Source organism: Vogesella lacus, from assembly GCF_979366295.1.
The window spans coordinates 196,282-218,355 of sequence record NZ_CEETQT010000010.1 but is presented as its reverse complement, the minus strand read 5'-3'; the positions used below and the strand labels follow the sequence as shown (position 1 = coordinate 218,355).

The 22,074-nt window shown below is 57.4% G+C and carries 20 protein-coding genes; 10 read left to right on the top strand and 10 right to left on the bottom strand.

Going from position 1 to position 22,074, the window contains the following annotated elements; all coding sequences use genetic code 11:
* Positions 1 to 305: 305 nt before the first annotated feature.
* Entirely contained in the window at positions 306 to 1,259 is a 954-nt protein-coding gene (locus tag ACZ9W6_RS14395; RefSeq protein WP_465191859.1) for a GGDEF domain-containing protein, read from the bottom strand.
* Between the two features lie 102 nt (positions 1,260 to 1,361).
* Here ACZ9W6_RS14395 and ACZ9W6_RS14390 point away from each other — a divergent pair, with 102 nt between their 5' ends.
* Complete coding sequence (locus tag ACZ9W6_RS14390; protein ID WP_465191858.1) at positions 1,362 to 2,609, top strand: Hsp70 family protein; 1,248 nt, start codon at positions 1,362 to 1,364, stop codon at positions 2,607 to 2,609.
* A gap of 35 nt (positions 2,610 to 2,644) precedes the next feature.
* Here ACZ9W6_RS14390 and ACZ9W6_RS14385 read toward each other — a convergent pair whose 3' ends face one another.
* Together ACZ9W6_RS14385 and ACZ9W6_RS14380 are read right to left on the bottom strand one after the other, a co-directional pair.
* Positions 2,645 to 2,791, bottom strand: a complete 147-nt coding sequence (locus ACZ9W6_RS14385) for a hypothetical protein (RefSeq protein WP_465191857.1) — start codon at positions 2,789 to 2,791, stop codon at positions 2,645 to 2,647.
* A gap of 11 nt (positions 2,792 to 2,802) precedes the next feature.
* Positions 2,803 to 3,384, bottom strand: a complete 582-nt coding sequence (locus ACZ9W6_RS14380) for a LexA family protein (protein WP_465191856.1) — start codon at positions 3,382 to 3,384, stop codon at positions 2,803 to 2,805.
* Between the two features lie 155 nt (positions 3,385 to 3,539).
* Here ACZ9W6_RS14380 and ACZ9W6_RS14375 point away from each other — a divergent pair, with 155 nt between their 5' ends.
* Positions 3,540 to 3,893, top strand: coding sequence for a cupin domain-containing protein (locus ACZ9W6_RS14375; protein ID WP_465191855.1), 354 nt, complete (start codon positions 3,540 to 3,542; stop codon positions 3,891 to 3,893).
* A gap of 240 nt (positions 3,894 to 4,133) precedes the next feature.
* On the opposite strand, the gene ACZ9W6_RS14370 is transcribed toward ACZ9W6_RS14375, so the two are convergent.
* From ACZ9W6_RS14370 to ACZ9W6_RS14360, 3 genes are all read right to left on the bottom strand, one after another.
* Positions 4,134 to 5,801: a methyl-accepting chemotaxis protein gene (locus ACZ9W6_RS14370; protein WP_465191854.1), complete on the bottom strand. Its 1,668-nt coding sequence runs from the start codon at positions 5,799 to 5,801 to the stop codon at positions 4,134 to 4,136.
* 161 nt (positions 5,802 to 5,962) lie between these two features.
* A complete protein-coding gene (locus ACZ9W6_RS14365; protein WP_465191853.1) occupies positions 5,963 to 6,571 on the bottom strand; it encodes a class I SAM-dependent methyltransferase in 609 nt (202 codons plus the stop codon).
* Entirely contained in the window at positions 6,568 to 7,491 is a 924-nt protein-coding gene (locus ACZ9W6_RS14360) for a LysR family transcriptional regulator (protein WP_465191852.1), read from the bottom strand. Before ACZ9W6_RS14360 ends, ACZ9W6_RS14365 begins: the two co-directional genes overlap by 4 nt.
* A gap of 128 nt (positions 7,492 to 7,619) precedes the next feature.
* Between ACZ9W6_RS14360 and ACZ9W6_RS14355 the strand changes: the two genes are divergently transcribed.
* The 5 genes from ACZ9W6_RS14355 (at position 7,620) to ACZ9W6_RS14335 (ending at position 12,308) form a co-directional block, all read left to right on the top strand.
* Entirely contained in the window at positions 7,620 to 8,483 is an 864-nt protein-coding gene (locus tag ACZ9W6_RS14355) for an MBL fold metallo-hydrolase (RefSeq protein ID WP_465191851.1), read from the top strand.
* A complete protein-coding gene (locus ACZ9W6_RS14350; protein ID WP_465191850.1) occupies positions 8,477 to 9,172 on the top strand; it encodes a DsbA family protein in 696 nt (231 codons plus the stop codon). The genes ACZ9W6_RS14355 and ACZ9W6_RS14350 overlap by 7 nt, the downstream gene beginning before the upstream one ends.
* Positions 9,173 to 9,325: 153 nt before the next feature.
* Positions 9,326 to 9,904 (top strand): flavin reductase family protein, encoded by a 579-nt coding sequence (locus ACZ9W6_RS14345; RefSeq protein ID WP_465191849.1) that lies wholly within the window; start codon positions 9,326 to 9,328, stop codon positions 9,902 to 9,904.
* A gap of 62 nt (positions 9,905 to 9,966) precedes the next feature.
* Positions 9,967 to 11,061 (top strand): ABC transporter substrate-binding protein, encoded by a 1,095-nt coding sequence (locus ACZ9W6_RS14340; protein ID WP_465191848.1) that lies wholly within the window; start codon positions 9,967 to 9,969, stop codon positions 11,059 to 11,061.
* Positions 11,058 to 12,308 (top strand): GGDEF domain-containing protein, encoded by a 1,251-nt coding sequence (locus ACZ9W6_RS14335; protein ID WP_465191847.1) that lies wholly within the window; start codon positions 11,058 to 11,060, stop codon positions 12,306 to 12,308. Before ACZ9W6_RS14340 ends, ACZ9W6_RS14335 begins: the two co-directional genes overlap by 4 nt.
* A gap of 76 nt (positions 12,309 to 12,384) precedes the next feature.
* Here the strand turns inward: ACZ9W6_RS14335 and ACZ9W6_RS14330 are convergent, their stop codons facing one another.
* The 3 genes from ACZ9W6_RS14330 to ACZ9W6_RS14320 all read right to left on the bottom strand — a co-directional run bounded on the left by ACZ9W6_RS14330 (position 12,385) and on the right by ACZ9W6_RS14320 (position 15,626).
* Positions 12,385 to 13,335 carry a porin gene (locus ACZ9W6_RS14330; protein WP_465191846.1) on the bottom strand — a complete coding sequence of 317 codons (951 nt, stop codon included), beginning with the start codon at positions 13,333 to 13,335 and terminating at the stop codon, positions 12,385 to 12,387.
* A 505-nt stretch (positions 13,336 to 13,840) separates the two neighbouring features.
* Positions 13,841 to 14,842 carry a BMP family lipoprotein gene (locus ACZ9W6_RS14325; protein WP_465191845.1) on the bottom strand — a complete coding sequence of 334 codons (1,002 nt, stop codon included), beginning with the start codon at positions 14,840 to 14,842 and terminating at the stop codon, positions 13,841 to 13,843.
* Positions 14,843 to 15,155: 313 nt separating this feature from the next.
* The gene (locus ACZ9W6_RS14320; protein ID WP_465191844.1) at positions 15,156 to 15,626 is read right to left on the bottom strand and encodes a DUF1203 domain-containing protein; all 471 of its coding nucleotides are present in this window, start codon (positions 15,624 to 15,626) and stop codon (positions 15,156 to 15,158) included.
* Between the two features lie 298 nt (positions 15,627 to 15,924).
* On the opposite strand from ACZ9W6_RS14320, the gene ACZ9W6_RS14315 reads away from it, so the two are divergent.
* From ACZ9W6_RS14315 to ACZ9W6_RS14305, 3 genes are all read left to right on the top strand, one after another.
* On the top strand, positions 15,925 to 18,444 hold the full coding sequence (locus tag ACZ9W6_RS14315; protein ID WP_465191843.1) for an McrB family protein: 2,520 nt from the start codon (positions 15,925 to 15,927) through the stop codon (positions 18,442 to 18,444).
* Positions 18,441 to 19,745, top strand: coding sequence for an McrC family protein (locus tag ACZ9W6_RS14310; protein ID WP_465191842.1), 1,305 nt, complete (start codon positions 18,441 to 18,443; stop codon positions 19,743 to 19,745). The genes ACZ9W6_RS14315 and ACZ9W6_RS14310 overlap by 4 nt, the downstream gene beginning before the upstream one ends.
* Before the next feature lie 81 nt (positions 19,746 to 19,826).
* Positions 19,827 to 20,588, top strand: coding sequence for a substrate-binding periplasmic protein (locus ACZ9W6_RS14305; RefSeq protein WP_465191841.1), 762 nt, complete (start codon positions 19,827 to 19,829; stop codon positions 20,586 to 20,588).
* A 105-nt stretch (positions 20,589 to 20,693) separates the two neighbouring features.
* Here the strand turns inward: ACZ9W6_RS14305 and ACZ9W6_RS14300 are convergent, their stop codons facing one another.
* Positions 20,694 to 22,064, bottom strand: coding sequence for a peptide MFS transporter (locus ACZ9W6_RS14300; RefSeq protein WP_465191840.1), 1,371 nt, complete (start codon positions 22,062 to 22,064; stop codon positions 20,694 to 20,696).
* Between the last annotated feature and the right edge of the window lie 10 nt (positions 22,065 to 22,074).

The window sequence follows — 22,074 nt, the reverse complement described above, 5'->3', positions numbered from 1 at the left end:
CCATTCCGAACAGGACCGTGAAACGCCTTAGCGCCGATGATAGTGCAGATTGCCTGTGTGAAAGTAGGACACCGCCAGACTCCCCCACGGAAGCCCGACTCTATGAGTCGGGCTTTGTGCTTTGTGCCGGGTGAAGCAAGGCAATCTCCCCGCCAAAACGATGCCGACCGGCATCTGTCCCACAAATCCACTCTACACTAGACCTGACACCGCGCCTTGCGGCCAACGTTGGCCGCAAGAGCAGATACAAGCCTTGATCTTATTCCTGAGTGAGATCCTGGTTTGCTGTACTGATGTGATTTCTTTTAGAACAGCTCAATGTCGCCGGATGGTAGTGTCATAATTCTTGTGTCCATGTTGGCGAGCATGCCGAAATCGGTGACTGTGTTCCTGCCCGAGTCTTTGGCATGATAGAGGGCTCGGTCAGCCTGCTCAATAATATTGATTGGCAGCATCTGATCAATAACCATGGTAAAGCCGATGCTGATGGTGACTTGTTTTGGTGGCGGAAAGCTTGCAACGGCAATCTGTTGGCGAAACTTGTCCAGTATTTCCAGGCAGTCTGGCTGGTTTGCTCGAAGAATAATGGCAAATTCTTCGCCGCCATAACGGTAACAGGTTCCAAGGCCTTGGAAGAACTGCTCCATTTGCTGCGATAGGCGAAGTAGAGTTTCATCACCGATGATGTGACCCCAGTGATCGTTGATATGCTTGAAGTGATCAATGTCGATTAGTGCGAGAGCAACCGGATGCTGTCGCTGCTCGATGACTGTAAAAAGCTTCTCGTCAAATGTGCGCCGATTGCGCAGGCCGGTGAGGGTATCTCGTTCTGCCTCGTCCAACAGGCGGATGAAATTTTCCTGGATTTTCAAAAGCCCCTCGATGAGTAACCACTCATGGGGCTCTGGTGCTGCGGCATCAAGGTAGACCATATTGATCAGCCGCTTGCGACGATAAATTGGCAGCCAGATGCCATCTTCCAGAGTGAGCGACTTATGATCTGCATGATTGCAAAAGAGTTCGAGCGGGGGGGGTAATGGAACCCATTCTGCTGAAGAGGTGGCGCCTTGCAGGTTGGCCGATTCTTTCATCAGCCAATGCGTACCATCATGTTTGATGCTGAAGAGCGAGGCGGCTGCTGTGTTCAGGAAGTTGTTGTATAGCGCCAGCATGGATAGTGCCAGCTCGTACTCGTCTCTTCGTGATGTCAGCGTCGCCATTTGCTGGGCGAGTGCCGCGATGTTGGTGCCTTCGCTCATCTATGCAGGCCTTGGGAGTGTTGTCATATTGCGGATAGAGTGATTATTGCATGCGTGCAATGATTGTTCTGCTAGAATTGCCGCTTTTTTTGGGAGGTGGCGATGGCTATCTGTGGCGTTGACTTTGGTACCTCCAATTCGACAATCGCAACAATCACAGGGGATAGCAGCAGGCTGCTTGCACTTGAGGGTGATAACTCAACCCTGCCTTCGGTTGTCTTTTTCAATGCAGAAGAAAACTCGGTTTGTTATGGCCGGGCCGCCGTGGCGGAGTACCTGGATGGCTATGAAGGCCGTCTGATGCGCTCCCTGAAGAGTTTGCTGGGTACCAGTTTGCTGGCAGGCCAGACCGAGGTGAATGGCCGAGCAATCAAGTATACGGACCTCTTGTCCAGCTTTATTGGCGAAATGCACAAGCGCGGCTCCGCACAATTGGGTTCGACGCTGGATCATGCCGTATTTGGCCGCCCGGTATTCTTTATCGATGAAAATGCCGAGGCTGATCGCCAGGCTGAATTGGCACTGGAGTCGATTGCCAAGCAAGCCGGTTTCAAGGAAATCCTGTTTCAGTACGAGCCTATTGCCGCGGCGATGGACTACGAGAGCACGATTACTGGTGAGCAGCTGGTGCTGGTAGTCGATATCGGCGGTGGTACCTCTGACTTCACCGTGATTCGCCTCTCGCCCGAGGCTCGTCAGCGTATCGATCGCAGGCAAGATATTCTGGCCAATGATGGTGTGCATATTGGCGGAACAGACTTCGACAAGCACTTGAGCCTGGCTACTGTGATGCCGGAATTCGGCTATCGCAGCCGCTTGAAGAATAATGCGGAAGTACCTTCGTCCAGTTTTTTTAATCTGGCGACTTGGCACACCATCAATCTGGCGTATACCCGCAAGAACCTGTCTGATTTGCAGGGCATCTATACTGATGCGCTGGACAAGCCAAAGCTGGATCGGCTGTTTAGCGTCATCAGTCAGCGACTGGGGCATTGGGTAGCGATGCAGGTTGAAGCCTGCAAAATCGAGCTGTCTACTGCACCGCTTGCCGAGCTACAGCTGGATGAAATCGAAAGCGCATTTGTGCTGCCGGTCGCGCGTGAGTTGTTTCAGGATTCGATCAGTGCGCTGGTTGGCAAGATCAGTAATACGGTTACCAAGGTGCTCGGCGATGCCGGTATCGAAGCGGCACAGATTGACACGGTGTTCTTCACTGGTGGTGCCAGTGCAGTGCCATTCTTGCGAGAAGAGGTTGGCCGCATCGTGCCGCTAGCCAGCAAAGTCCAGGGCGACTTGCATGGCAGTATCGGTAAGGGTTTGGCGTGGGATGCCATGCGACGTTTTGCCTGATGGTTGAAAAAAAAGCAGCGTGAGCTGCCTTTTTTTCAACCGACGAACTCGACCGGCACGAAATAGCTTTTGCCGGTTCGCGTCAGCAAAACCTGAGGTTGGCCGCTGATCACCGCGCGGAAGGCTCTGGGCAGTCGTTTCCAGTCATTGAACGGCATTTTGACATGATGGTTCTGCATCATATTGCTCCTCGTTAATCTACGGCGTGAATGACATTGGTGACGACTCCCCAGATAAAGAAGCTGGCTTCTTCGGGGACTTCGATTGGTTTGAAATCAGGGTTTTCCGGTAGCAGGCGAATCTTGCCGGCAGAGCGCTCCAGTCGTTTTACTGTGAGCTCATCGTTGATGACAGCCACGACAATCTTGCCGTTACGCGGCTCCAGCGAGCGATCGACGATCAGCATGTCGCCATCGTGAATGCCGGCATTAAGCATGGAGTCACCTTTGACCTTGACGAAAAATGTCGCGGTCGGCTTTCTGACCAGATGTTCATTCAGGTCGATATCCGCCTCTTTCAGATCATCGGCGGCCACCGGCGAGCCGGCAGGGACGCGGCTGGCAAAGAGCGGTAGCGAGAAGCTCTTGAGGCTGTCGCCCAGCATGGTGATGTCGGAAACTTCAGACTCACGGATATTGCGCAGGCTGCGGTACTCTTCGAGCCAGTTCTCCAGTACATCTTTCAGTGGTTCCGGTACGCGCATGGCGACCGTCTTGTCGCCACCATAGCGTGACTTTCTGCCGGCACCTTCTCTTTTGCCACCTTGTTGAGACATGATATGAACTCTCCTTTATTTGATTGTGTACGAATTCAAATGCAAAGGCAAGGATGGGCTGGGTTGGCGTCAGCGATGGTGTGGCTTGGTTGCGACGCTAACGTGAGTGTTTGAATCAAGCTATTGTTTTTAAAAAGATATCGACTGAGGTGTTGATGAAGATCATTCGTGTGGAAGAGGGCGAGATAAAGCCCGGTATCGATTTTCCGGCAGTAGAGCGACTATTGTCGGGCAATCCGCAGCGCTTGACTTGGCCGGTATACGAGAGCTCCGATGGTTTGGTCTCGGTCGGTTTGTGGTCGTGCGAAGTCGGCGTGTGGCGTATTGCATTTGCTGCAGGCAAGGAAGAGTACTTCTGCGTGATTCGCGGCAAGGTTTGTCTGCATGATGAGAATGGCGAGGCGCAGGTGTTTTCTGCCGGCGAGGCGGCAGTGATTCCGGCCGGTTTTCGCGGCGTCTTTGAGGTGCTGGAGCCGGTGCAGAAATACTATGTGATTGTCAGTCGCTGAGCGCGCCGTGACTGCATGATCTCATCAACAGACGCACCAGTTGTTGAATGTTGTGTTGCGGGTAGTGAGGGGGTGGACAGGTCGTCTTGTTGAGGGAAGTCGGACGGCGCCATGTTGCTGCGGCCAACATAGCGCAGTCCGTCCCTCAGATTCGGGTTGTTGCTGCACGATAGCGATCCGCATGGCCGTGCCGCATATGGCCCTGCTGTCAGCAAGTTGCAGCCTGAGATTTGTTATGACTCAGGCGACGCGGAATCTGGCTACCATCAGTTGCAACTGGCAGGCATTGTCAGCCAGCGTGGCTGCTGCAGTGGCAGTCTGCTGAATGGCGACATTGCTTTGCTCAGACATTTGCGCAATATGCTCGACATGCTTGGCAATGTCGGTGCTGGCCTGGCTTTGTTCTTTCAGTGCGGCCGATACATCTCGCATGGCATAGATCATCTTGCCGCTGCAGTGCTGCATCACTTGCAATGAGGCACCCACCGAGTTGGCGGTCTGGTTTTCGGCATCAACCTGCGCAACCTCCTGAGCCATCTGTTCGACAGCCTGCTGCGTAATGCTCTGGATGCTGCCGACAAGGCCGGTGATTTCTTGGGTGGCGTTGGATGAGTGCTCGGCCAGCTTGCGTACTTCGTCGGCGACGACGGCAAAGCCTCGTCCGGATTCGCCGGCTCTCGCCGCTTCGATGGCGGCATTCAGTGCCAGCAGATTGGTTTGTTCGGCAATGCGGGCAATGGTTGAGACAATGCCCTGAATCTCGCGAGAGCGGGAGTCGAGCTGGGAAATGGTCGTGGCAGAGGAGCGGACGGTGCTGGCAATGTGATCGATATTGGCGAGCAGGCTACCAATTTCGCTGCTGCCTTTTTGTGAGGCCTCATTGCTTTCATCGGCACGATTTTGCCCTTCGCGTGCGCTATCGGCAATCTGGCTGATGCTGACAGTCATTTCCTCTACGGCGGCCGACATGGAGGAGGCAGACTCGCTCTGCTGTTGCGAGCTGCGGGCGACTTCTTCCGCGGCTGCGGCCAACTGTTCGGAGGTGGCTGCCAGTGCTTCGGCGGTGATGCCGATGTGGCCGATAACCTGATTGAAATCTGTCATCAGCGCATTGAATGCCTGTCCGGTTTTGCCGACCTCGTCCTCGCGTTCGATAGCAACGCGCAGGGTCAGATCCTTGTGTTGGGCGGCTTGCTGCATGGTGTGTTGCAGGGCAGAGAGTGGCAGGGCGATGGCGCGGCCGATGCGCCAGGCCAGCAGTGCGCCAAACAGGGTGCCGATAATGAAGGCTCCCAGCAGCAAGCGTATGCCTTGCTGTTCGGATTGTTCCGCCTCCTGGCTGGAGGTCTCTGTAAACTTCTCAATGGACTGGTGTGCACTGGCTAGCGACTGCTCAATGGCTTTGGCTTGTTTTTCAATTTGTGGTGCCTGCTTTTCGGCCTCCTCATGCTTGCCGCTATTGATGAGGCTGATCAGACCATCCAACTGGCTACGGTAGCTTTTCAGATTCGCGGAGACGGCTTGCAGCTGCGACAGCATCAGGCTGGCTTCTTGCGTGCTGCTGGCATCATGACCGCTGTCCTGCATGCTGGTCGCAATGCTCTGGGCTTTGGCCAGCAAGGCTTCGGTCTGCTGGTTGCTTTGCGCCAGACTGTTTTCAAGCGCATGCAGATTCTCTTCGGCATTGCTGATCTTGGCTGTGCGCAGCATCCGCTCCAATATCAGCTCTTGCTGAGACTGGCCGTTTTCCAGATCTGCCAGGATATTGCTTAGTGGAATGTCATTGCTGGCGATGTCATGCAGTTGGCCGCCGATCTGACGCATCGACCATGCGCCGGTCAGGGCGACAAGGGCAAGCAGGGCAATGAGCGTGGCTGATAGCAGCTTGATCCGGTTGCTGATCGACATGGGAATCCTCGGTTAGGCGGTTGGAAAGCCATATCAGTATAGAAATTGAAACGGGAATCTCCCAGCTTAAAGCGCTACTATCAAATATTCGGGTGATGCCGGGCGGCGACACTGCTCATCGCACCGCCGCTGGCCGGTATCTGATCAGGACAGGCGATGTGCTAGTTCTTGCGGCCAACTACCTGCAACACGCTGGCTTGTCCGGTGTGATAGCTGCCTTCACTGACATCACGGACTTTTTCTTCGAAATGCAGCAGCGACAGGCCATCCAGCTCCTCGCGGATGATGACCGGCTCCAGCAGCATATCGGTGTCTTTCGGCCCGCCGGTGCCATAGGCCAGCTGGCGCGGCGTGTAGCCTTCCATCAATAGCAGGCCGCCGGGCTTGAGTGCGGCGATTGTCTTGCGCATCACTTCGCGGCGCAGCGGCGAGGGCAGGTGGCAGAAGATGGATACCACCGCATCAAACTGGTTTTCCGCCGGCTGATAGCGTGTGAGGTCGGCCAGTACGGCGGTGATGTCGACGTTGGCCGCAGCAGCGCGGGCGAGCAGCTTGGCCAGGCCGGCATGCGAGGCATCGACGGCGGTCAGCTGATGGCCTTGTCTGGCCAGAAACAGCGCATTGCGGCCTTCGCCTTCACCGAGGCTCAGCACGCGGCTGGCTGGCGGCAGTCTGCCAGCCTGTTCGCGCAGGAAGTCATTTTCCTTGTCGCCATAGATGAATTCGCTGACGGCGAAGCGGCTATTCCAGAAATCGGCGGTATCACTCATGAGTTTTCCTTGTGTATCGAAAGTGGATATTGCCAGGCCGGCTCGGCAAAACGTGCCAGCAGAAAATCCAGCAAGGCACGCACCGCGGCAGATTGATGGCGGCGCGAGGTGTAAAGCGCATAAATCGTCATTTGCGGCACTTGCCAGTCTGGCAGCACCGTCAGCAACTGGCCACTCGCCAGATACGGTGCCGCCAGATAGCTGGGCTGCAGGGCGATGCCGCCATTGGCCAGCGCAGCATGCAGTAACACGGTGGCCTCGTTGGCGGTAAAGCGGGTGGCGACATTGACTGTCAGCTGTTGGTCGTGGCGGCTGAAGTGCCAGCTGCTGCGGCCAAAGTTGGCATAGCCGAGACAGTCGTGTGTGCGCAGCTCGTCGGGATGTTGCGGCCAACCTTTGCGTTGCAGATAGCCGGGACTGGCCACCAGTACCGAATCACACGCCGCCAGTGGCCGCGCAATCAAGCTCGGGTCGGGCTCGTTGCTGATGCGGATGGCCAGATCGATACGTGCCTCGACCAGATTCAGCGCGGCATCGCCGGCATTCAGATCAATCTTCAGTTGCGGATGCAAGGCAAGGAAGTCGCTGATGGCGGCGGCGAGATGGGCGTGGCCGAACGACATGCTGCAGGTCAGCCGCAGTTGGCCGCGCAGAATGCCGTCAGGCGGGGCGATTTCGTTTTCGGTGTCCTCCATCAGCTGCAGCATTTGCTGGCAGCGGCGCAGCGCCTGCTCGCCGGCATCGGTCAGTGTCACGCTGCGGGTGGTGCGCTGCAACAACCGCGCGCCCAGCCATTGCTCCAGCTCGGCAATATGCCGCGTCACCATGGCGCGAGACATGTCCAGCCGCTCGGCGCTGGCGGTAAAGCTGCCGCTGGCGGCGATATCGACAAACACGCGCATGGCAGTCAGTCTGTCCATGATTTGCTCGAATAAAGAAACTAATATGCGCATATTAGGTGATTTATCTGCGCGATAAGAGAAATTATAGTCTGGTCCATCCCTGATTCGCCGCCACGTTGGCCGCGACAGCACCAAGGACATTCATCATGTTGCGCCACACCCTGCTTGCCACCTCTCTTGCCCTGACTGCCGGTTTTGCCACTGCCGCCGGCCCGCTGACCCTGAACGTTTATAATGCTGATGCCAACAGTTTTCACGCCAATGCGGTGGTGATTAGCGGCAGCAGCGAAGCGATGGTCATCGATAGCGGTTTTACCCGTGCCGATGCCTATCGCATTGCGGCCAAGGTGCTGGATAGCGGCAAAACCCTCAAGACGATTCTGATCAGCAATGCCGACCCGGATTACTACTTTGGCGCCGAAGTGCTGAAGGGGATCTTCCCGCAGGCCGAGGTGGTTGCCACCCCTGTTGTCGCCGAGAAGATTCGCACCAAGCTGCCGGGTAAGCTGGCGTTCTGGTCACCCAAGATGGGCTTGAACGCACCGCAAAGCCCGGTGTTGCCACAGGCACTCAAGACCGAGGTGTTGATGGTCGACGGCGAAAAAGTCGAGATTCGTGGCAATGGCGGCGTGCTTGCGCATCGTCCCTATGTCTGGGTGCCATCCATCCGCGCGATCGCCGGTAATGTGGCGGTGTTTGGCAAGCTGCATGTCTGGACGGCGGATACCCAGCAGGCTGCCGAGCGCAAAGCCTGGCTGAAGCAGCTGGATGAGATGCAGGCGCTGCAGCCAGCGATGGTGGTGCCGGGGCATATGCAAGCCGGTACGGCGCTGGATGCCGGCAATATCGAATACACACGTAACTATTTGCTGCGCTTTGATCGTGAAGCTGCCAGCGCCAAGAATGGTGCCGAGCTGATTGCCGCGATGCAGCGTGCTTATCCGGAAGCTGGCCTGGGCATCGCGCTCGATATCGGTGCCAAAGTGAATAAAGGTGAAATGAAATGGTAAACACGACGCTGCATTACTACTTTGATCCGCTGTGTGGCTGGTGTTACGCCGCCGCGCCCTTGTTGGCCGCAGCCGCCGCTCTGCCGGGTTTGCAGCTGCAACTGCACGGCGGCGGCATGATGAGCGGGGCGGCCAGCCAGCCGGTAACACCGGCGCTGCGCAATTATGTGATGCCGCATGATGCGCGGATTCATGCCCTGACCGGCCAGCCATTTGGCGATGCCTATTTCAATGGTCTGCTGTGTGACGAGCAGGCGGTATTCGACAGTACGCCGCCGACGCTGGCGATTCTGGCGGCCGAGGAGATGGGCCTGGGTGGTTTGACCATGCTGCATGCGATCCAGCATGCGCATTACGCTGAGGGTCGCAAGATTGCCGAGTTGGTTACCTTGCAGTCACTGGCGGTCGGTTTGGGCGCGGATGCTGCCGGGTTTGCCGCGGCGATGCAGGCGCAGGCGGCCGGTTTTGAAGACTACCTGGCGGATACCCGTCGCCAGATGGCGCAGTTTGGTTTGCGCGGCTTTCCGTCCTTGCTGTTGCAGACCGGGGGCGAGTATCACCGTCTGGATCTGTCGCCCTGGTTGGGCAAGCCGCAAGCCTTTGCCGAGTGGCTGCAGCAATCCCTACCGGCAGTGGACGCTGATGCGCAGCCGGCCGCCACTTTCTGCACGCCAGAGGGTTGTTCTTAAGTCTTGAAGCCAGACTCTCGGGCTCAAGGGCCTGAAAATTCGATAAGCCGCCACGCCAGCTTGACCTCGCGTGGCGGCTTTTTGTCTTGTGGCTTCATTTGCCAAGCGGCGATTACTGCGGCATCCTTTACTGTTGTCTGACAGTGGGTTGCTATGTCAATCGAATTCATTCAGCCGGTTCCGCTTGAAAAATCCTATCGTCTGCTCAATCACGGCCCGACTGTCCTGGTGTCGGCCTGTCATGAGGGCATGGCTAATGTCATGGCGGCAGCGTGGGTGTGTGCGCTGGATTTTTCACCGCCCAAACTGACGCTGGTGCTCGACAAACAGACGCGTACCCGCGTGCTGGTCGAGCAGAGCGGCATGCTGGCGGTGCAGATACCGACAGTGCAGCAGGCCGGGATGGTGCATTACCTTGGCAATCATGGTCGTGACGAGCATCCGGACAAACTGCAAGCGGCAGGCACCGAGTTGTTTACCTTGCCGGGGGCTGCGGTGCCGCTGGTAGCCGGTTGTTCGGCATGGTTGCAATGCCGGCTAATGCCGGAGCCGCACAATCAGCAGCAGTACGATCTGTTCATTGCCGAAATCGTGGCGGCCTGGGCCGACAGTCGGGCGTTTCGTGATGGCCATTGGCAGTTCGAGCAGGGTGGCGAGGCGTGGCGCAGCCTGCACTATGTGGCTGGCGGGCAGTTTTATGCGACGGGTGAGCCAGTGCAGGTGACCGGCTAAAGACTCGAGGCTCGATATAATGAAGGCAATGGCGGCTGGCCAGGCCATGCGCGGAGGGTGATATGAAAAAACTGCTTTACGGCCTGTGCTTGTGCCTGTTGATGGTGCCGGCCTGGGCGATGTCTGTGGCTTTCATCAACCCCGGCAAGAAGGATGAAGTTTACTGGCTGACCTCGGCCAATGCCATGCAGGCAGCGGCGGATGATCTGGGTATCAAACTGGAAATGCTGTATGCCGAGCGTAACCATCTGAATGCACTCGATATTGCCCGCAAGATTACCCAGCGCCCGGCCGGGCAGCGGCCTGATTATGTGATTTTCAGCAATGACTATGGCACGGCACCCGAAATGCTCAAGCTGCTGAATGGTGCCGGTATCAAGACTTTCATGGCCTTCAGCGGTCGCAGCAGTGATGGCAAGGGCGAGCTGATCGGGCCGCCGCGTGGCAATTATCCTTTGTGGCTGGGCTCGCTGGAGCCGATGGCGGAGGAGGCTGGCTACCAGACGGCCAAGGCACTGATTGCCGAGGCGCGTCGCAAGGGCACGCCGCATGTAGGCGGCAAGATGCAGCTGATCGCGATCGGCGGTGACCGTTCGACGCCCTCATCGGTGGCGCGCAGTGACGGCATGCGCCGGGCCGTGGCCGAGGCCCGCGATGTGCAGTTGACGCAGGAAATCTTTGCCAACTGGAGTCGCGAGCGGGCGGCGACCCAGTCCGAATGGCTGGTGCAGCGCTATCCCAAAGCTGCCATGGTCTGGGCTGGCAACGATCTGATGGCGTTTGGAGCGATGGATACCTGGCAGAAGGTTGGCCGCATGCCGGGCAGGGATGTGTTCTTCAGTGGCATCAACACCTCGGATGAGGCGATGAAAGCGCTGCAAGACGGCCGGCTGGCAGCCCTGTCTGGTGGGCATTTCATCTGCGGCGCCTGGGCGCTGGTGATGCTTTACGACTATCAACACGGCGTCGATTTTGCGACCGAAGGGCTGGAGTTGCAGCGCCCGATGTTTGCCCTGTTTGACAAGCAAAGCGCTGCCGTTTTCATGACACGTTTCGGCAAGCTGGATTTTTCGGCGGTGGACTTCCGCAAATACAGCAAGGTTGAAAATCGCAAACTGCGGCAGTACCGCTTCGGATTCCGTCAATTATTGCAATGAGTAATGCCCGACAGCGGATGCAATACCAGCCGCTAGCCCATACCCTTATCCGGCGAATTGCCTGGCTGGCAAGCGCCTGTGTCCTGTTGTTCTGTATGGCGCAAGGTGCGCTGACCTATGTGCAGGAAAAAAACCTGGTCAAACAGTCGCTGACCGAGCTGGTGGATATCTCCGGTCCGATGCTGGCACTGGCTGTCTGGGATATCGAACCGGAAGCCGTGCAAAAACAGCTGGATACACTGGCAGCCAACCAGCTGGTCGCCTATGTGCGGCTGGATGTGGTGACGGGTCATCATTTTCAGTCTGGTGACATTGAAGAGCTGGAGGCTAGCGAAATTCAGCGCTATACCCTGCAGTCACCGCGCGGCAACGAGACGATTGCCCACCTGCAGCTGGTGCCGGACCGGCGTTATCTGCTGCGTCAGGTTGCGCAGTCGGTAGCAGTGCTGCTGCTGGGTGCCAGCTTGCTGACCTTGCTGGTGTGTCTGCTGGTGGCGTATGTGCTGCGCAATAATCTTGAATTGCCGATGCGCAAGCTGGCCGGCTTTGCGGCCAACCTCAAGCGTGACAGTCTGCTCAGTGATTTGCCACGGCGTGAACACCGACTTTCCGCGCGGGATGAAATTGATCTGCTTGCCGAGGGCTTTGCCACCTTGCAGCAGGGCTTGGCCATGCATATCGATACGCTGGACGAACAGGTCGAGCAAAGAACCCGCGAGCTGGCCACCGCGCTTGAGGATATTCGCCGGCTGCTTGAGCGTGATGTGCTGACGGGCTGTTACAGCAAAGCCTATCTGGGCAAGCACTTGCCACTGTTAATGCAGCAATCCGAAGCGAGTGGGCAGCCACTCTGCCTGCTGTTTTGTGACCTTGACCATTTCAAGCCGGTGAATGACGAGCTGGGTCATATTGCCGGTGACGAGGTTTTGCGTGTCGCCGGTGCCCGCATCATGAGTCAGCTTGATGGCGAGCCGGGCTGGGCCGTGCGTTTTGGCGGTGAGGAATTTGTGGTGGTGTTGCCAGAGGCAGGGCTGGATGCTGCCTGCGAGATGGCCGAGCGCATGCGCCAGGCACTCGAAACCACCATCCAGCTCGATTCGGCGCAGCAGTTGCGTATCAGCGGCAGCTTTGGTGTTGCGCAGGCCAGATCGGGCGAGAGTCTTGCCAGCCTGATCAAGCGTGCCGACCAGTGCATGTATGAAGCCAAGGCGCAGGGGCGCAATCGGGTGGTGTGCGAACGGGGTTAACGACCGTTTTGCTCTGGCGAGATGGGTCAATAAAAAAGGCTGCCGAGGCAGCCTTTTTTCGAGCAGTCAGTTCTGATTAGAACTTGTGACCCAGGTAGAACGCGAATACACGGGTACCGTTGTCGGTAGCGCCCATGTCGCTGGTGCGCTGGAACTCAAAACCGGTCCAGGTGCGCTTGGACAGGTCGTAGTTCACGCCAACGGTGAATACGGAGAAGTCATCATTCTGCTTGGTGCCGGTAGCATCCCTGCTGTCAGCTTCTTTCCAGTAACCAACCTTAGGCGTTACTTTGCCCATGGCGTAAGTTGCGCTCAGGCCGTAACCGTGGGTCTTGGCAGCGCCTTTCTTGGTGGATGCGTAGCCGAAGTTCACGCCCAGCGCGTCAAACTTGGAAGCTACGGAGAACTGCTGCTGGTTCTGGCTCACACCTACGTTCTTGTCGGTGGAGTTCGCGTATTCGAACTTGGCGATGCCGGCATCGTACTTGATACCGAAGGAATTATTGTAAGCCGCGGACGTCGCGCTTTCCTTCAGCTGGTGCGACAGGGCAACAGTCACGCCGTTGAATACCGGGGCATCGTAGCGGATGGAGTGTTTCAGGCGCTTCTCGCCAGCCAGCTGCGAACCGGCAGCAGCAGCGTTGCCGTCCAGATCAACAACCGAGAAGATTTCGGCAGCGGAGCCGAAGCCGGAGTTGGTCGGGTTGGAAACGTTACCGAACTTGACGGTACCGAAGGCGCCAGCCAGACCGATGAAGGTGTCACGGCCGTTCCAGTTGTTGGCAGTTTCATCGCCAGTCGGGTCGATGCGGTTGGCAACTTGCCAGATAGCCTTCAGGCCATTGCCCAGATCTTCGTTGCCGGAGAATACGATCTCGCCAGCATTGCGGAACATGTCGTTCTTGGAAGCCTTGCTGTCAGCCTTCAGGTTGGTCACAGCAACGTCGATCTTGCCGGAAACGGTCACGTCTGCCATGGCAACGGCTGGCAGGGCGGCCAGAGTGGCCAGTACGATCAGCTTTTTCATGTTTATTCCTTGAGTCAGAGAGTGTGCGCACGCCAGTTGTGCCGGCGTGTCGCTTATTGGCCAGAGCGTCGCCCTGGCTGTTGCGGCGCAATATAAGCGGCTTGTTGCAAAAAAACAAATACATGAAAATATGTTTCATTTTTACTACATTTAATAAACTTGGCAGATCGGCGCAAGTCATTGAATCAAAAGATATTTAATAAAAACTAAATGATGCAAAAAAACAACAATTACTGTATGTGTCGGTTTTTTAAGGAATAAATTTATCTGGTGATTGCTGCAGCAGTAGGGTGGCGGGCAGCTGGTATGCCCCTGTTGTTGACGCGAAAGGAGACTGATGCCGAGCATCAAGAAGGAGTATTCGGGAGGGAAGGGTTGTGGTTTGACTGATTTCAGCTCGGGGTGGTCAATTGTTATTGACATATTATGTTTTTGTTAAAAACGGGGTTGGCCGCATGCGGCCAACCCCGTTTGACTTCATGCAGGCACGAATGCCTGCTGCAGTTTACGACTTCACCGGGCAGCTCATGGCCGCGCGGTAGTCCACTACTTTTACCTTGCCGCTGATGATGTCTTTCTTGGCCTGCGTCACACGGCCTTCCATGTCCTTGCTGATCAGCTTGCGGTTGTTGGCATCAATTGCCCAGTCCAGACCGCCTTCTTTCAGGCCCATGGACACCACGCCCGGTTGCCACTTGTTGGTGCGGGCATCGTCCATCAGCTTGTAAACAGCGTTGTCCACGCGCTTGATCATCGAGGTCAGCACAAAGCCCGGGAACAGGTGGTTCTGGTTGGAGTCCACGCCGATGCCCAGCTTGTTCTTGTCCTTGGCAGCCTGCAGTACGCCCATGCCGGTACCGCCGGCAGCGTGGAAGACCACGTCAACGCCACGGTCAAACTGGCTGCGGGCCAGCTCGCCACCACGTGCCGGGTCGTTGAAAGCCTGCGGGGTGGTGCCGGTCATATTGGCAATGATTTCGGTTTTGCCGTCAGCTGCCTTGGCACCCTGGGCGTAGCCGCACTGGAAGGCGCGGATCAGCGGTACATCCATGCCGCCGATGAAGCCGACTTTCTTGCTCTTGCTGGCCAGCGAGGCAGCCATGCCGACGAGGTAAGCGCCTTCCTGTTCGCGGAACACCACGGACTGGATATTTGCGCCTTTGGCAACGTCATCGACGATGGCGAATTTCACCTTCGGGAACTCGGTCGCCACGGTCTGGATGGCCTGGGTGAAGGAGAAGCCGATGGCAATCACCAGATCCACATTGCGGCGGGCCAGGTTGCGCAGTACCTGCTCTTTCTGGGCATCGTTGGCCACCTGTGCTTCGCGATAGGCAATGCCGGTATTTTTCTTGAAACGTTCCGCGCCGGTATAGGCAGCCTCGTTAAAGCTCTTGTCAAACTTGCCGGACGGGTCATAAACCACGGCAGGGGTGAAGGCATGGCTGTAAGCGGCACCAAGCAGCAGGGAAACAGCCAGGGCTGCGCGTTTCATAGGGCTAAACATGGGTAATTCCTGAAGTTGCATCGTTATTTTCCGGCGACGCCGGACTCGACCCCCGACCCGTTTGCCAGCCCACGATATCGGCATGAATGCCGGGAGTGGGCAAGGCAAGGGCGAGGAAGGGGCGGGATTATACGCACAGCGCTAAGTGATTGAAAGTAGAAAGATAAAAGATGCCATTGGGTAGTTTTATCGAACTGACATGCCCTTGCCGTCGCGTAGGCTTGCAAGCCGTTCGGCGTATTGGCATGGGCATATGTCAATGTCAGCAAATGCCGGTTTGCGGGTACTGCCGAGTCACTTACTTTGCCGGGGATCAGGCGCGGCGAGCTTCGCCGGCAAAACAGCCCGGACGGGCATTGTGCAGCTGCACATAGTCGATGTCCGGGTCGGCAAACAGGCTAGCCAGCAAGGCCGCCAGCTCGTTACCCATGCAGACCTCGGCCTTGCGCATCATGTGCTGGCTATCGTAAGCCCGCGCCGAGATCATCCGCGCTTGCAGTACCGGCGGAATCTCGCCGGCTTCCAGCTTGGCAGGCCTTGCCCCGGCGCGAATGAAGATCGAGCCGGATGCCCGATAAGGCGAGGGTGTGGACAAATGACGATAAGGCCGCAGATAAACCGTCTCGCTGATGGCAGCATCCTGCAAGCTGACGCGGCAGGGATAACCGGGTTGGCTATCGGCCGTCATGCGGCGGATATGGCGGCTGGCGAGAGCGTCGGCATCCAGCTGCTCCAGCCCGGCAATGAGGTCGGCTGGCAGGCCGTGAATCACAAAGTTGCTCATGATGATGTCCCTGTCAAAAAGGCCATCATCAGTGTTTTGTGGTATGTCGACTCGCCGCAATCGGACATGGAGTTCTGTCGCCAGCAAGGCCTTGCGGCCAACATCGGCAGGGCCGTACTGATAATGAGCTCCTCGGGTCGCGGATGGCCTGTTGATGCTTGTTTTTTACAATTTCGCGCTCTGAGCAAGCTGTGGCACAGTGCACGCCATTTGCCGCGCAGCGATTGATGAAGTGCTGCCGGATAATCCCTTTCCGTTGTCGCCGTGGTGCTCACGGCAAATTACTGAAGTCCGCCAGATGCAGATAAGTGTAGAAAACAAAGCAGAATCGAAAAAGGCACCCCGTTACTGGCTGCTGTCGTGGAACCCGAAGCATGCAAACGAGGGAGGGGACGCCGGTATCGAAGCGGGGGTGGAAACCCATTGGTCTTGCCATTCGCGGCAGCCACAGGCTGGCGATTTTTTTTATCTGATCCGTCTGGGTGAAGGTGCGCGCGGCATGGTGGCTCGTGGCACGGTCACGCAAGCTTCGTTTCAGGGGGCGCACTGGCGTGATGCCGACAAAATGCGTGCTTACATCGGCATTACGGCGGAAGAGGTCAGACCGGATTGTGCCTCGGGCATCTTGCCCATGCTGTTACTGCAAAAGCTTGCTGCCGAGCGCCCATTCAAGTGGAGCGGGCAAAGTTCGGGTGTCGAGATACCTGCAGGGCTGGCGGAGCAGCTGGATCAGCAATGGCATATCGGCCGCGGCCAGCATAGCCTGCAGCAATATCTTGACTGGAGCATGCAAGACTCAGCGGAGAGTCGGCCTGAGTGGCTGCCCAATTACCGACAACGTCTGGCTGAGGCTGAAGCAATCCGACAGGGCCGTGCCGAGCTGGATGAGACGGCACTGATCTGGCTGTGGCGTGATGGGGCGAATGGTGTTTGCAAAGTCAGCCCGGGCTTTTTGCCGCGTGAAGTTTTCGAGCGCAACAAGCCATTCTTGCATGAGCTGACAGTGCAGATCATGCAAGAGCCTACGGCCGACTGCTATCAGCGGGTGTTGCAGCAATGGGCGCAAGCCAAGGCCGCCGGGCAGTTCAGCCGTATTTATAGCGCGGTGATTCATCGTGTTTTTGCTGCCTTTGCGCCGACCCGCTTCACCACCATCGTCAATAAGCAGGATTGCGAAAAATTGCTGCGCTGCCTTGCCCGCGATTTTGAACTGCCCGTGAATCCGGCTGGTGATTGGCCCGCATTGAATGCCGAGCTGCGGCAGTGTGTAGACAAGTTTGGCTCTTATATCGCTATGGAGGCCGAAAGCAATATTGCCTTGTGGCAGCTGTTCAAGGCCAAAGAGCGGCGAAATACGGTGCAGGACGATGAAGCAATATCCACTGCCGATGATGACTTCCAGGATGACCGACTAATGACAAATGCCGTGGCATTGAATCAGATTCTCTATGGCCCGCCGGGCACCGGCAAAACCTACGAAACGATTTACGCGGCCTTGCAGATTCTCGACCCGGCTGCTGCGGATGCTTATCAGCAGGTAGATTGTGACGACGAGTCAACTGTGGGCGAAAGGCTGGCCGCACGTGCTGAGTTGAAGGCTCGTTTTGACGAATTGAGCGCGGAACAGCGCGTGCGCTTTGTCACCTTCCACCAGAGCTTCAGCTACGAGGATTTTGTCGAGGGGCTGCGAGCGGAGACGGTAAACGGACAGGTGCAATACCGTGTGGCGGACGGTGTGTTCAAGCAGGTTTGTACCGATGCCATGCATGCTGATCTGGATCAGCAAGATGTCTTCGGTCAGTCGATTCAAATTTTGCAGTCGCATTTCGAGCAGCAGGATGTGTTGACGCTGCAAACGCCCAGAGGCAAACCATTTACGGTGCTAAGTCTCAGCGATACCTCGTTTACTGCCCAGCCGGCCAGCAGTGTGGACAAGGGCTATACCTACCCGACACCGTTCGAGAGTGTGCGCAAGATTTATCATGGCCGTAAAGATCAGGTGAACTCTCACCACTCTTACGCGGAGGGCATGCTCAATTATCTCAAGGCAAAGTGCGGCTTGCCTGATGCACCGCCTCCCGTATCCGCTTCGCAGCACAGGCCGCGTTTTGTCCTCATCATCGACGAAATCAACCGTGGCAATATCTCGCGAATTTTCGGCGAGCTGATCACGCTGATCGAGCCGTCCAAACGCGCTGGTGCCGAGGAGGCGCTGTCGGTGACGCTGCCGTATTCCAAGGACAGCTTCAGCGTGCCGGACAATGTCTACATCATCGGCACCATGAACACCGCCGACCGTTCTCTGGCGGGGCTGGATCTGGCACTGCGCCGCCGCTTCAGCTTTACCGAAATGCCGCCGCGCCCCGATTTGCTGGATGGTGTGATGGTGGAGGGCGTGAATATTGGCCAGATGTTGCGGGTGATGAATGAGCGCATCACCGTGCTGCTGGACCGCGACCACACCATCGGCCACGCCTATTTCATGCCTTTGCAGACTGCGCCGACGCTGGCCGGGCTGGCCGACATCTTCCGCCAGAAAATCCTGCCCCTGCTGCAGGAGTATTTCTTTGAAGACTGGGAGCGCATCCGCTGGGTGCTGAACGATCAGACCAAGCCGCAGGATTCTGCCTTCATCATCGAAGACAAGTCGCTGGATGTGTCTAGCTTGTTCTCAGGCGTGGCGGACAAGCTGCGCCAGTCGCCGCAATGGCGCTTGAACGATGGTGCGTTTACTAAGCCTGACGCCTATCTTGGCATTGCGGCCAACCTTGGGCAGCGTGTGCCAGATCAGCCAGTCACTGACGGGGCGAATACTTGAAGTTTCAGCGTATCGTGGTGCGCGAATACGCGCGGCTAACCACCAGCCACGTGGCGCAGCCCTCGCTGGATGAGGCGCAAATCAGCCAGGTGGCGTTCGACTGGCTGTGCCAGTTGGCCGCCGGCTTTCGCCGTAGCGGCGCACAGCTATTGCAGCTGGATGGCCGGCAGTGGCTGCGGCTGGATAGCCATGTGGGTGTGCTGGAAAGCCCGTGCGGGCAGGTGATCGAAATCCTGCCCAAGCATCACGACGAGGGCGATTGCGAGGTATCGGCTCGCGCCTTGTTGTGCAAGCTGATTAGCAGCCAGCTGGATATTGCTAGCCGGGAAACGACCGAGGCCGGGCTGCAGCTGTATCGCGCGCCTTTGGCGGAATGGGTAATGCGGCAGTTCTTGCAGGCGCTGGAACATCTGCTCAAGCGCGGCCTGCGTTTTGATTACCAGCGCATCGAGGAGGAGCAGCGTTTCTTGCGCGGCCAACTCGATGTGGTGAAGCAGATGCGCCAGCCGCCGGGGCGGCAGCACTTTTTCCAGATCCGCCATGATGTGTTTTTGCCGGATCGACCGGAAAACCGCCTGCTGCAAAGCGCATTGATGCTGGTATGCAAAGCGGCGCAAGACGCCGATAACTGGCGCCTCGCACACGAGCTTGCCGGCATGCTGCAAGACTTGCCCGCTAGCCGTGATATCGACGCCGATTTTCGCGCCTGGCGCAACGATAGGCTGATGGCGCATTACCAGCCTGTGAAGCCGTGGTGCGAGCTGATCCTGCACCAGCAGATGCCCAAGGCGGTGGCCGGCGAGTATCGCGGTATCAGTTTGCTGTTCCCGATGGAGCGCCTGTTCGAAAACCATGTGGCGCGCTGGCTGCGGGGCAGCTTGTTAACGGGTGCCAGCCTGACGACGCAGGCCAGCCGCCATGCCTTGTGCCGCCATGACGGGCAAAACATGTTCCAGCTCAAGCCGGATTTGCTGATCACGCAAGGAACACGGCAGTGGGTGCTGGATACCAAGTGGAAACGGCTGGACGAAAGCGACCGCCAGAACAAATACGGTCTGAGCCAGGCAGATTTTTACCAGCTGTTTGCCTATGGCCAGCGTTATCTGGGCGGCGAAGGTGACATGGCGCTGATTTACCCGGCCTGGCGCGGTTTTACCAAGCCATTGCCGGTGTTCGAATTTGATGAGTGCTTGAGGCTGCACGTGCTGCCGTTTGATCTGGAAGACGATGAATTGTTGTTGCCGGAGGCGGGTGTCTTGCCCTTGGTGGAGCCGCCGGCATGCCGGCCATCTGCCGCGTGACAAATGCGTGAAAACGCGCCGCATCTGCATGTTTTCTGACCAATAATGGACAGGTGATGGTGATGCGTTTGGAGCTGGCCGGTGAAGACCTTGCAGATGGCTTTGTGTGTGGCATGTGCCCATGTGTTTGCTGCTACGCCGCTGGTGGTAGGGCTGGGTGATCAGGCGACGCCGCCTTACAAACGTGGTGACGAGAGTCTGCCCGACAGCCGGCCGGGGTTGGTGGTCGAACTATTGCAGCTGGCTGCGGCCAACTGTGATGTCAGGCTGCAGTTCAAGCTCTTGCCTGGTGTGCGCATGCTGAAAGAGGTGGAAAGCAGCGAGCTGGATAGTGCGGCGCTGCTGTCGTATACCGCCGAGCGCGCGGCCTATGCGCTGTATCCGATGCAGAATGGCAAACCGGCCGAGGCGCAGCGCGTCGCCATGCTTAGTTATGTGTTTTATGTGCGGCCGGATCATCATCTGCAATGGGATGGCCACACCCTGCAAGGGCTGATGCGCAAGGTGGGGACGAATCTGGGCTGGTCTATCAATAATGATCTCGACAAGCTGGGCATCCCGGCAGAGCCTGCCAAGACTGTCGAGCAAAACTTCATGAAGCTGCAGGCGGGCCGTATCGATGCCTATGCGACCCACGAATTGCTGGGGGACAGTTACCTGTCGATTCATAACGATATGAACCTGACCAAGCTGCAACCGCCGGTCGTGTCGAAAGCCTACTATCTGATTTTCTCGCGCCAGTTTGCCGGCCGTTATCCGGCAGTCAGCCAGTGCATGTGGCAGAAGATCGGCAATCTGCGTGAACGGCTGTATCAGCAGCGCATGGCTGATTATCTGGATTGAGCCGTGCCGAGCAACAAGGTTGGCCGCGTTTGCGGCCAACCTTGCTGGTATGAAAAACGCCGCAGACCTTGAGGCTTGCGGCGTTTTTTGAGTGCAGGCGGCAGATCAGCCCAGACCGTGCATCATCTTTTTCAGTTTGCCCGACAGCAGGAACAGCACCAGTGCGGCGCCACCGGCCATCATCACAAACAGCATGAAGAAGTCGTGCAGATTGGTCACGGTATAGCCGAGGAAGACCGGCAGCGGCTTGCCGGCTTCCGGATACAACCCGGACAGCACGCCGGCAAACTTGTTGGCCAGCGAGTTGGACAGGAACCACACCCCCATCATCATCGACACCAGACGGGCCGGCGACAGTTTTACCACCAGCGACAGGCCGATAGGCGACAGGCACAGCTCGCCGAAGGTGTGGATGCTGTACAGACTGATCAGCCACAGCATGCTGACTTTCACGCCAGGCTCCAGGCCATTGACGCCCAGCGCAATCACCAGATAACCGATAGCCAGCAGTAGCAGGCCGATGGCCATTTTCATCGGTGAGTTCGGCTCAAGGCCCTTGCTGCCCAGCTTCAGCCACAGCCAGGCAAACATCGGCGCGCAAACGACGATCACCACAGGGTTGATCGACTGGAAAAACGAGGCCGGGATGGTCCAGCCCAGCAGCTCGCGATTGGTCTGTTCTTCGGCAAAGAAAGTCAGCGAGGCACCGGCCTGCTCGAATGCCGACCAGAAGAAAATCACGAAGGCCGACAGCAGCATGATCACAGCCAGACGGTCTTTCTCTTCCCGAGTCAGCGGCGCGTGCTTGATGCGCTCGCCAGACTCGTGATGGCGCTGGGGTGGCAGTCCGATTGCCGCGCCTTCCGGCGTCACCAGATAACGGCTGCGGAAGGCCAGGAACAGTGCTAGCGAAACCAGCATGCCGATACCGGCAGCCAGAAAGCCCCATTTGAAATCGGCCGGATTGCCGGTGTCACCCAGTGCGCCGCAAACCAGTGGTGCCAGCAGCGCGCCGGCATTGATGCCCATGTAAAACAGGGTGAAGGCGGAGTCCACGCGCTTGTCACCCACCGGGTACAACTGGCCAACCATGGACGAAATATTCGGCTTGAACAGACCGTTGCCGGCAATCAGCAAAGCCAGGCCGCCGAACATCAGCGGGGTGGCGGTAGCCGGCTGCTGGTATAGCGCGGCCGCAAAAAACATGGCGAACTGACCGGCGGCCATCAGCAGGGCTCCGGCAATGATGGCACGACGATTACCCCAATAGCGATCGGCGATATAGCCGCCCAGCAGCGGGGCGAAATACACGAGGCCGGTGTAGCTGCCGTAGATTTCGGATGCATAAGCCTTGTCGAACATCAGGGCTTTCACCATAAACAGCACAAAAATGGCGCGCATGCCGTAGTAGCTGAAGCGCTCCCACATTTCGGTCACGAACAGCAAGTACAAGCCGCGTGGGTGTTGTTGATACATCGGTGGGTCT

What these genes read in the sequence shown, in the direction of transcription:
- ACZ9W6_RS14320 (WP_465191844.1), bottom strand. Translation starts at nt 15,626, where the DNA reads ATGAGCAACTTTGTGATTCACGGCCTGCCAGCCGACCTCATTGCCGGG.
- ACZ9W6_RS14380 (WP_465191856.1), bottom strand. Translation starts at nt 3,384, where the DNA reads ATGTCTCAACAAGGTGGCAAAAGAGAAGGTGCCGGCAGAAAGTCACGC.
- ACZ9W6_RS14300 (WP_465191840.1), bottom strand. Translation starts at nt 22,064, where the DNA reads ATGTATCAACAACACCCACGCGGCTTGTACTTGCTGTTCGTGACCGAA.
- ACZ9W6_RS14360 (WP_465191852.1), bottom strand. Translation starts at nt 7,491, where the DNA reads ATGGACAGACTGACTGCCATGCGCGTGTTTGTCGATATCGCCGCCAGC.
- ACZ9W6_RS14345 (WP_465191849.1), top strand. Translation starts at nt 9,326, where the DNA reads ATGTCAATCGAATTCATTCAGCCGGTTCCGCTTGAAAAATCCTATCGT.
- ACZ9W6_RS14315 (WP_465191843.1), top strand. Translation starts at nt 15,925, where the DNA reads ATGCAGATAAGTGTAGAAAACAAAGCAGAATCGAAAAAGGCACCCCGT.
- ACZ9W6_RS14340 (WP_465191848.1), top strand. Translation starts at nt 9,967, where the DNA reads ATGAAAAAACTGCTTTACGGCCTGTGCTTGTGCCTGTTGATGGTGCCG.
- ACZ9W6_RS14375 (WP_465191855.1), top strand. Translation starts at nt 3,540, where the DNA reads ATGAAGATCATTCGTGTGGAAGAGGGCGAGATAAAGCCCGGTATCGAT.
- ACZ9W6_RS14390 (WP_465191858.1), top strand. Translation starts at nt 1,362, where the DNA reads ATGGCTATCTGTGGCGTTGACTTTGGTACCTCCAATTCGACAATCGCA.
- ACZ9W6_RS14395 (WP_465191859.1), bottom strand. Translation starts at nt 1,259, where the DNA reads ATGAGCGAAGGCACCAACATCGCGGCACTCGCCCAGCAAATGGCGACG.
- ACZ9W6_RS14370 (WP_465191854.1), bottom strand. Translation starts at nt 5,801, where the DNA reads ATGTCGATCAGCAACCGGATCAAGCTGCTATCAGCCACGCTCATTGCC.
- ACZ9W6_RS14355 (WP_465191851.1), top strand. Translation starts at nt 7,620, where the DNA reads ATGTTGCGCCACACCCTGCTTGCCACCTCTCTTGCCCTGACTGCCGGT.
- ACZ9W6_RS14385 (WP_465191857.1), bottom strand. Translation starts at nt 2,791, where the DNA reads ATGATGCAGAACCATCATGTCAAAATGCCGTTCAATGACTGGAAACGA.
- ACZ9W6_RS14325 (WP_465191845.1), bottom strand. Translation starts at nt 14,842, where the DNA reads ATGTTTAGCCCTATGAAACGCGCAGCCCTGGCTGTTTCCCTGCTGCTT.
- ACZ9W6_RS14335 (WP_465191847.1), top strand. Translation starts at nt 11,058, where the DNA reads ATGAGTAATGCCCGACAGCGGATGCAATACCAGCCGCTAGCCCATACC.
- ACZ9W6_RS14365 (WP_465191853.1), bottom strand. Translation starts at nt 6,571, where the DNA reads ATGAGTGATACCGCCGATTTCTGGAATAGCCGCTTCGCCGTCAGCGAA.
- ACZ9W6_RS14330 (WP_465191846.1), bottom strand. Translation starts at nt 13,335, where the DNA reads ATGAAAAAGCTGATCGTACTGGCCACTCTGGCCGCCCTGCCAGCCGTT.
- ACZ9W6_RS14350 (WP_465191850.1), top strand. Translation starts at nt 8,477, where the DNA reads ATGGTAAACACGACGCTGCATTACTACTTTGATCCGCTGTGTGGCTGG.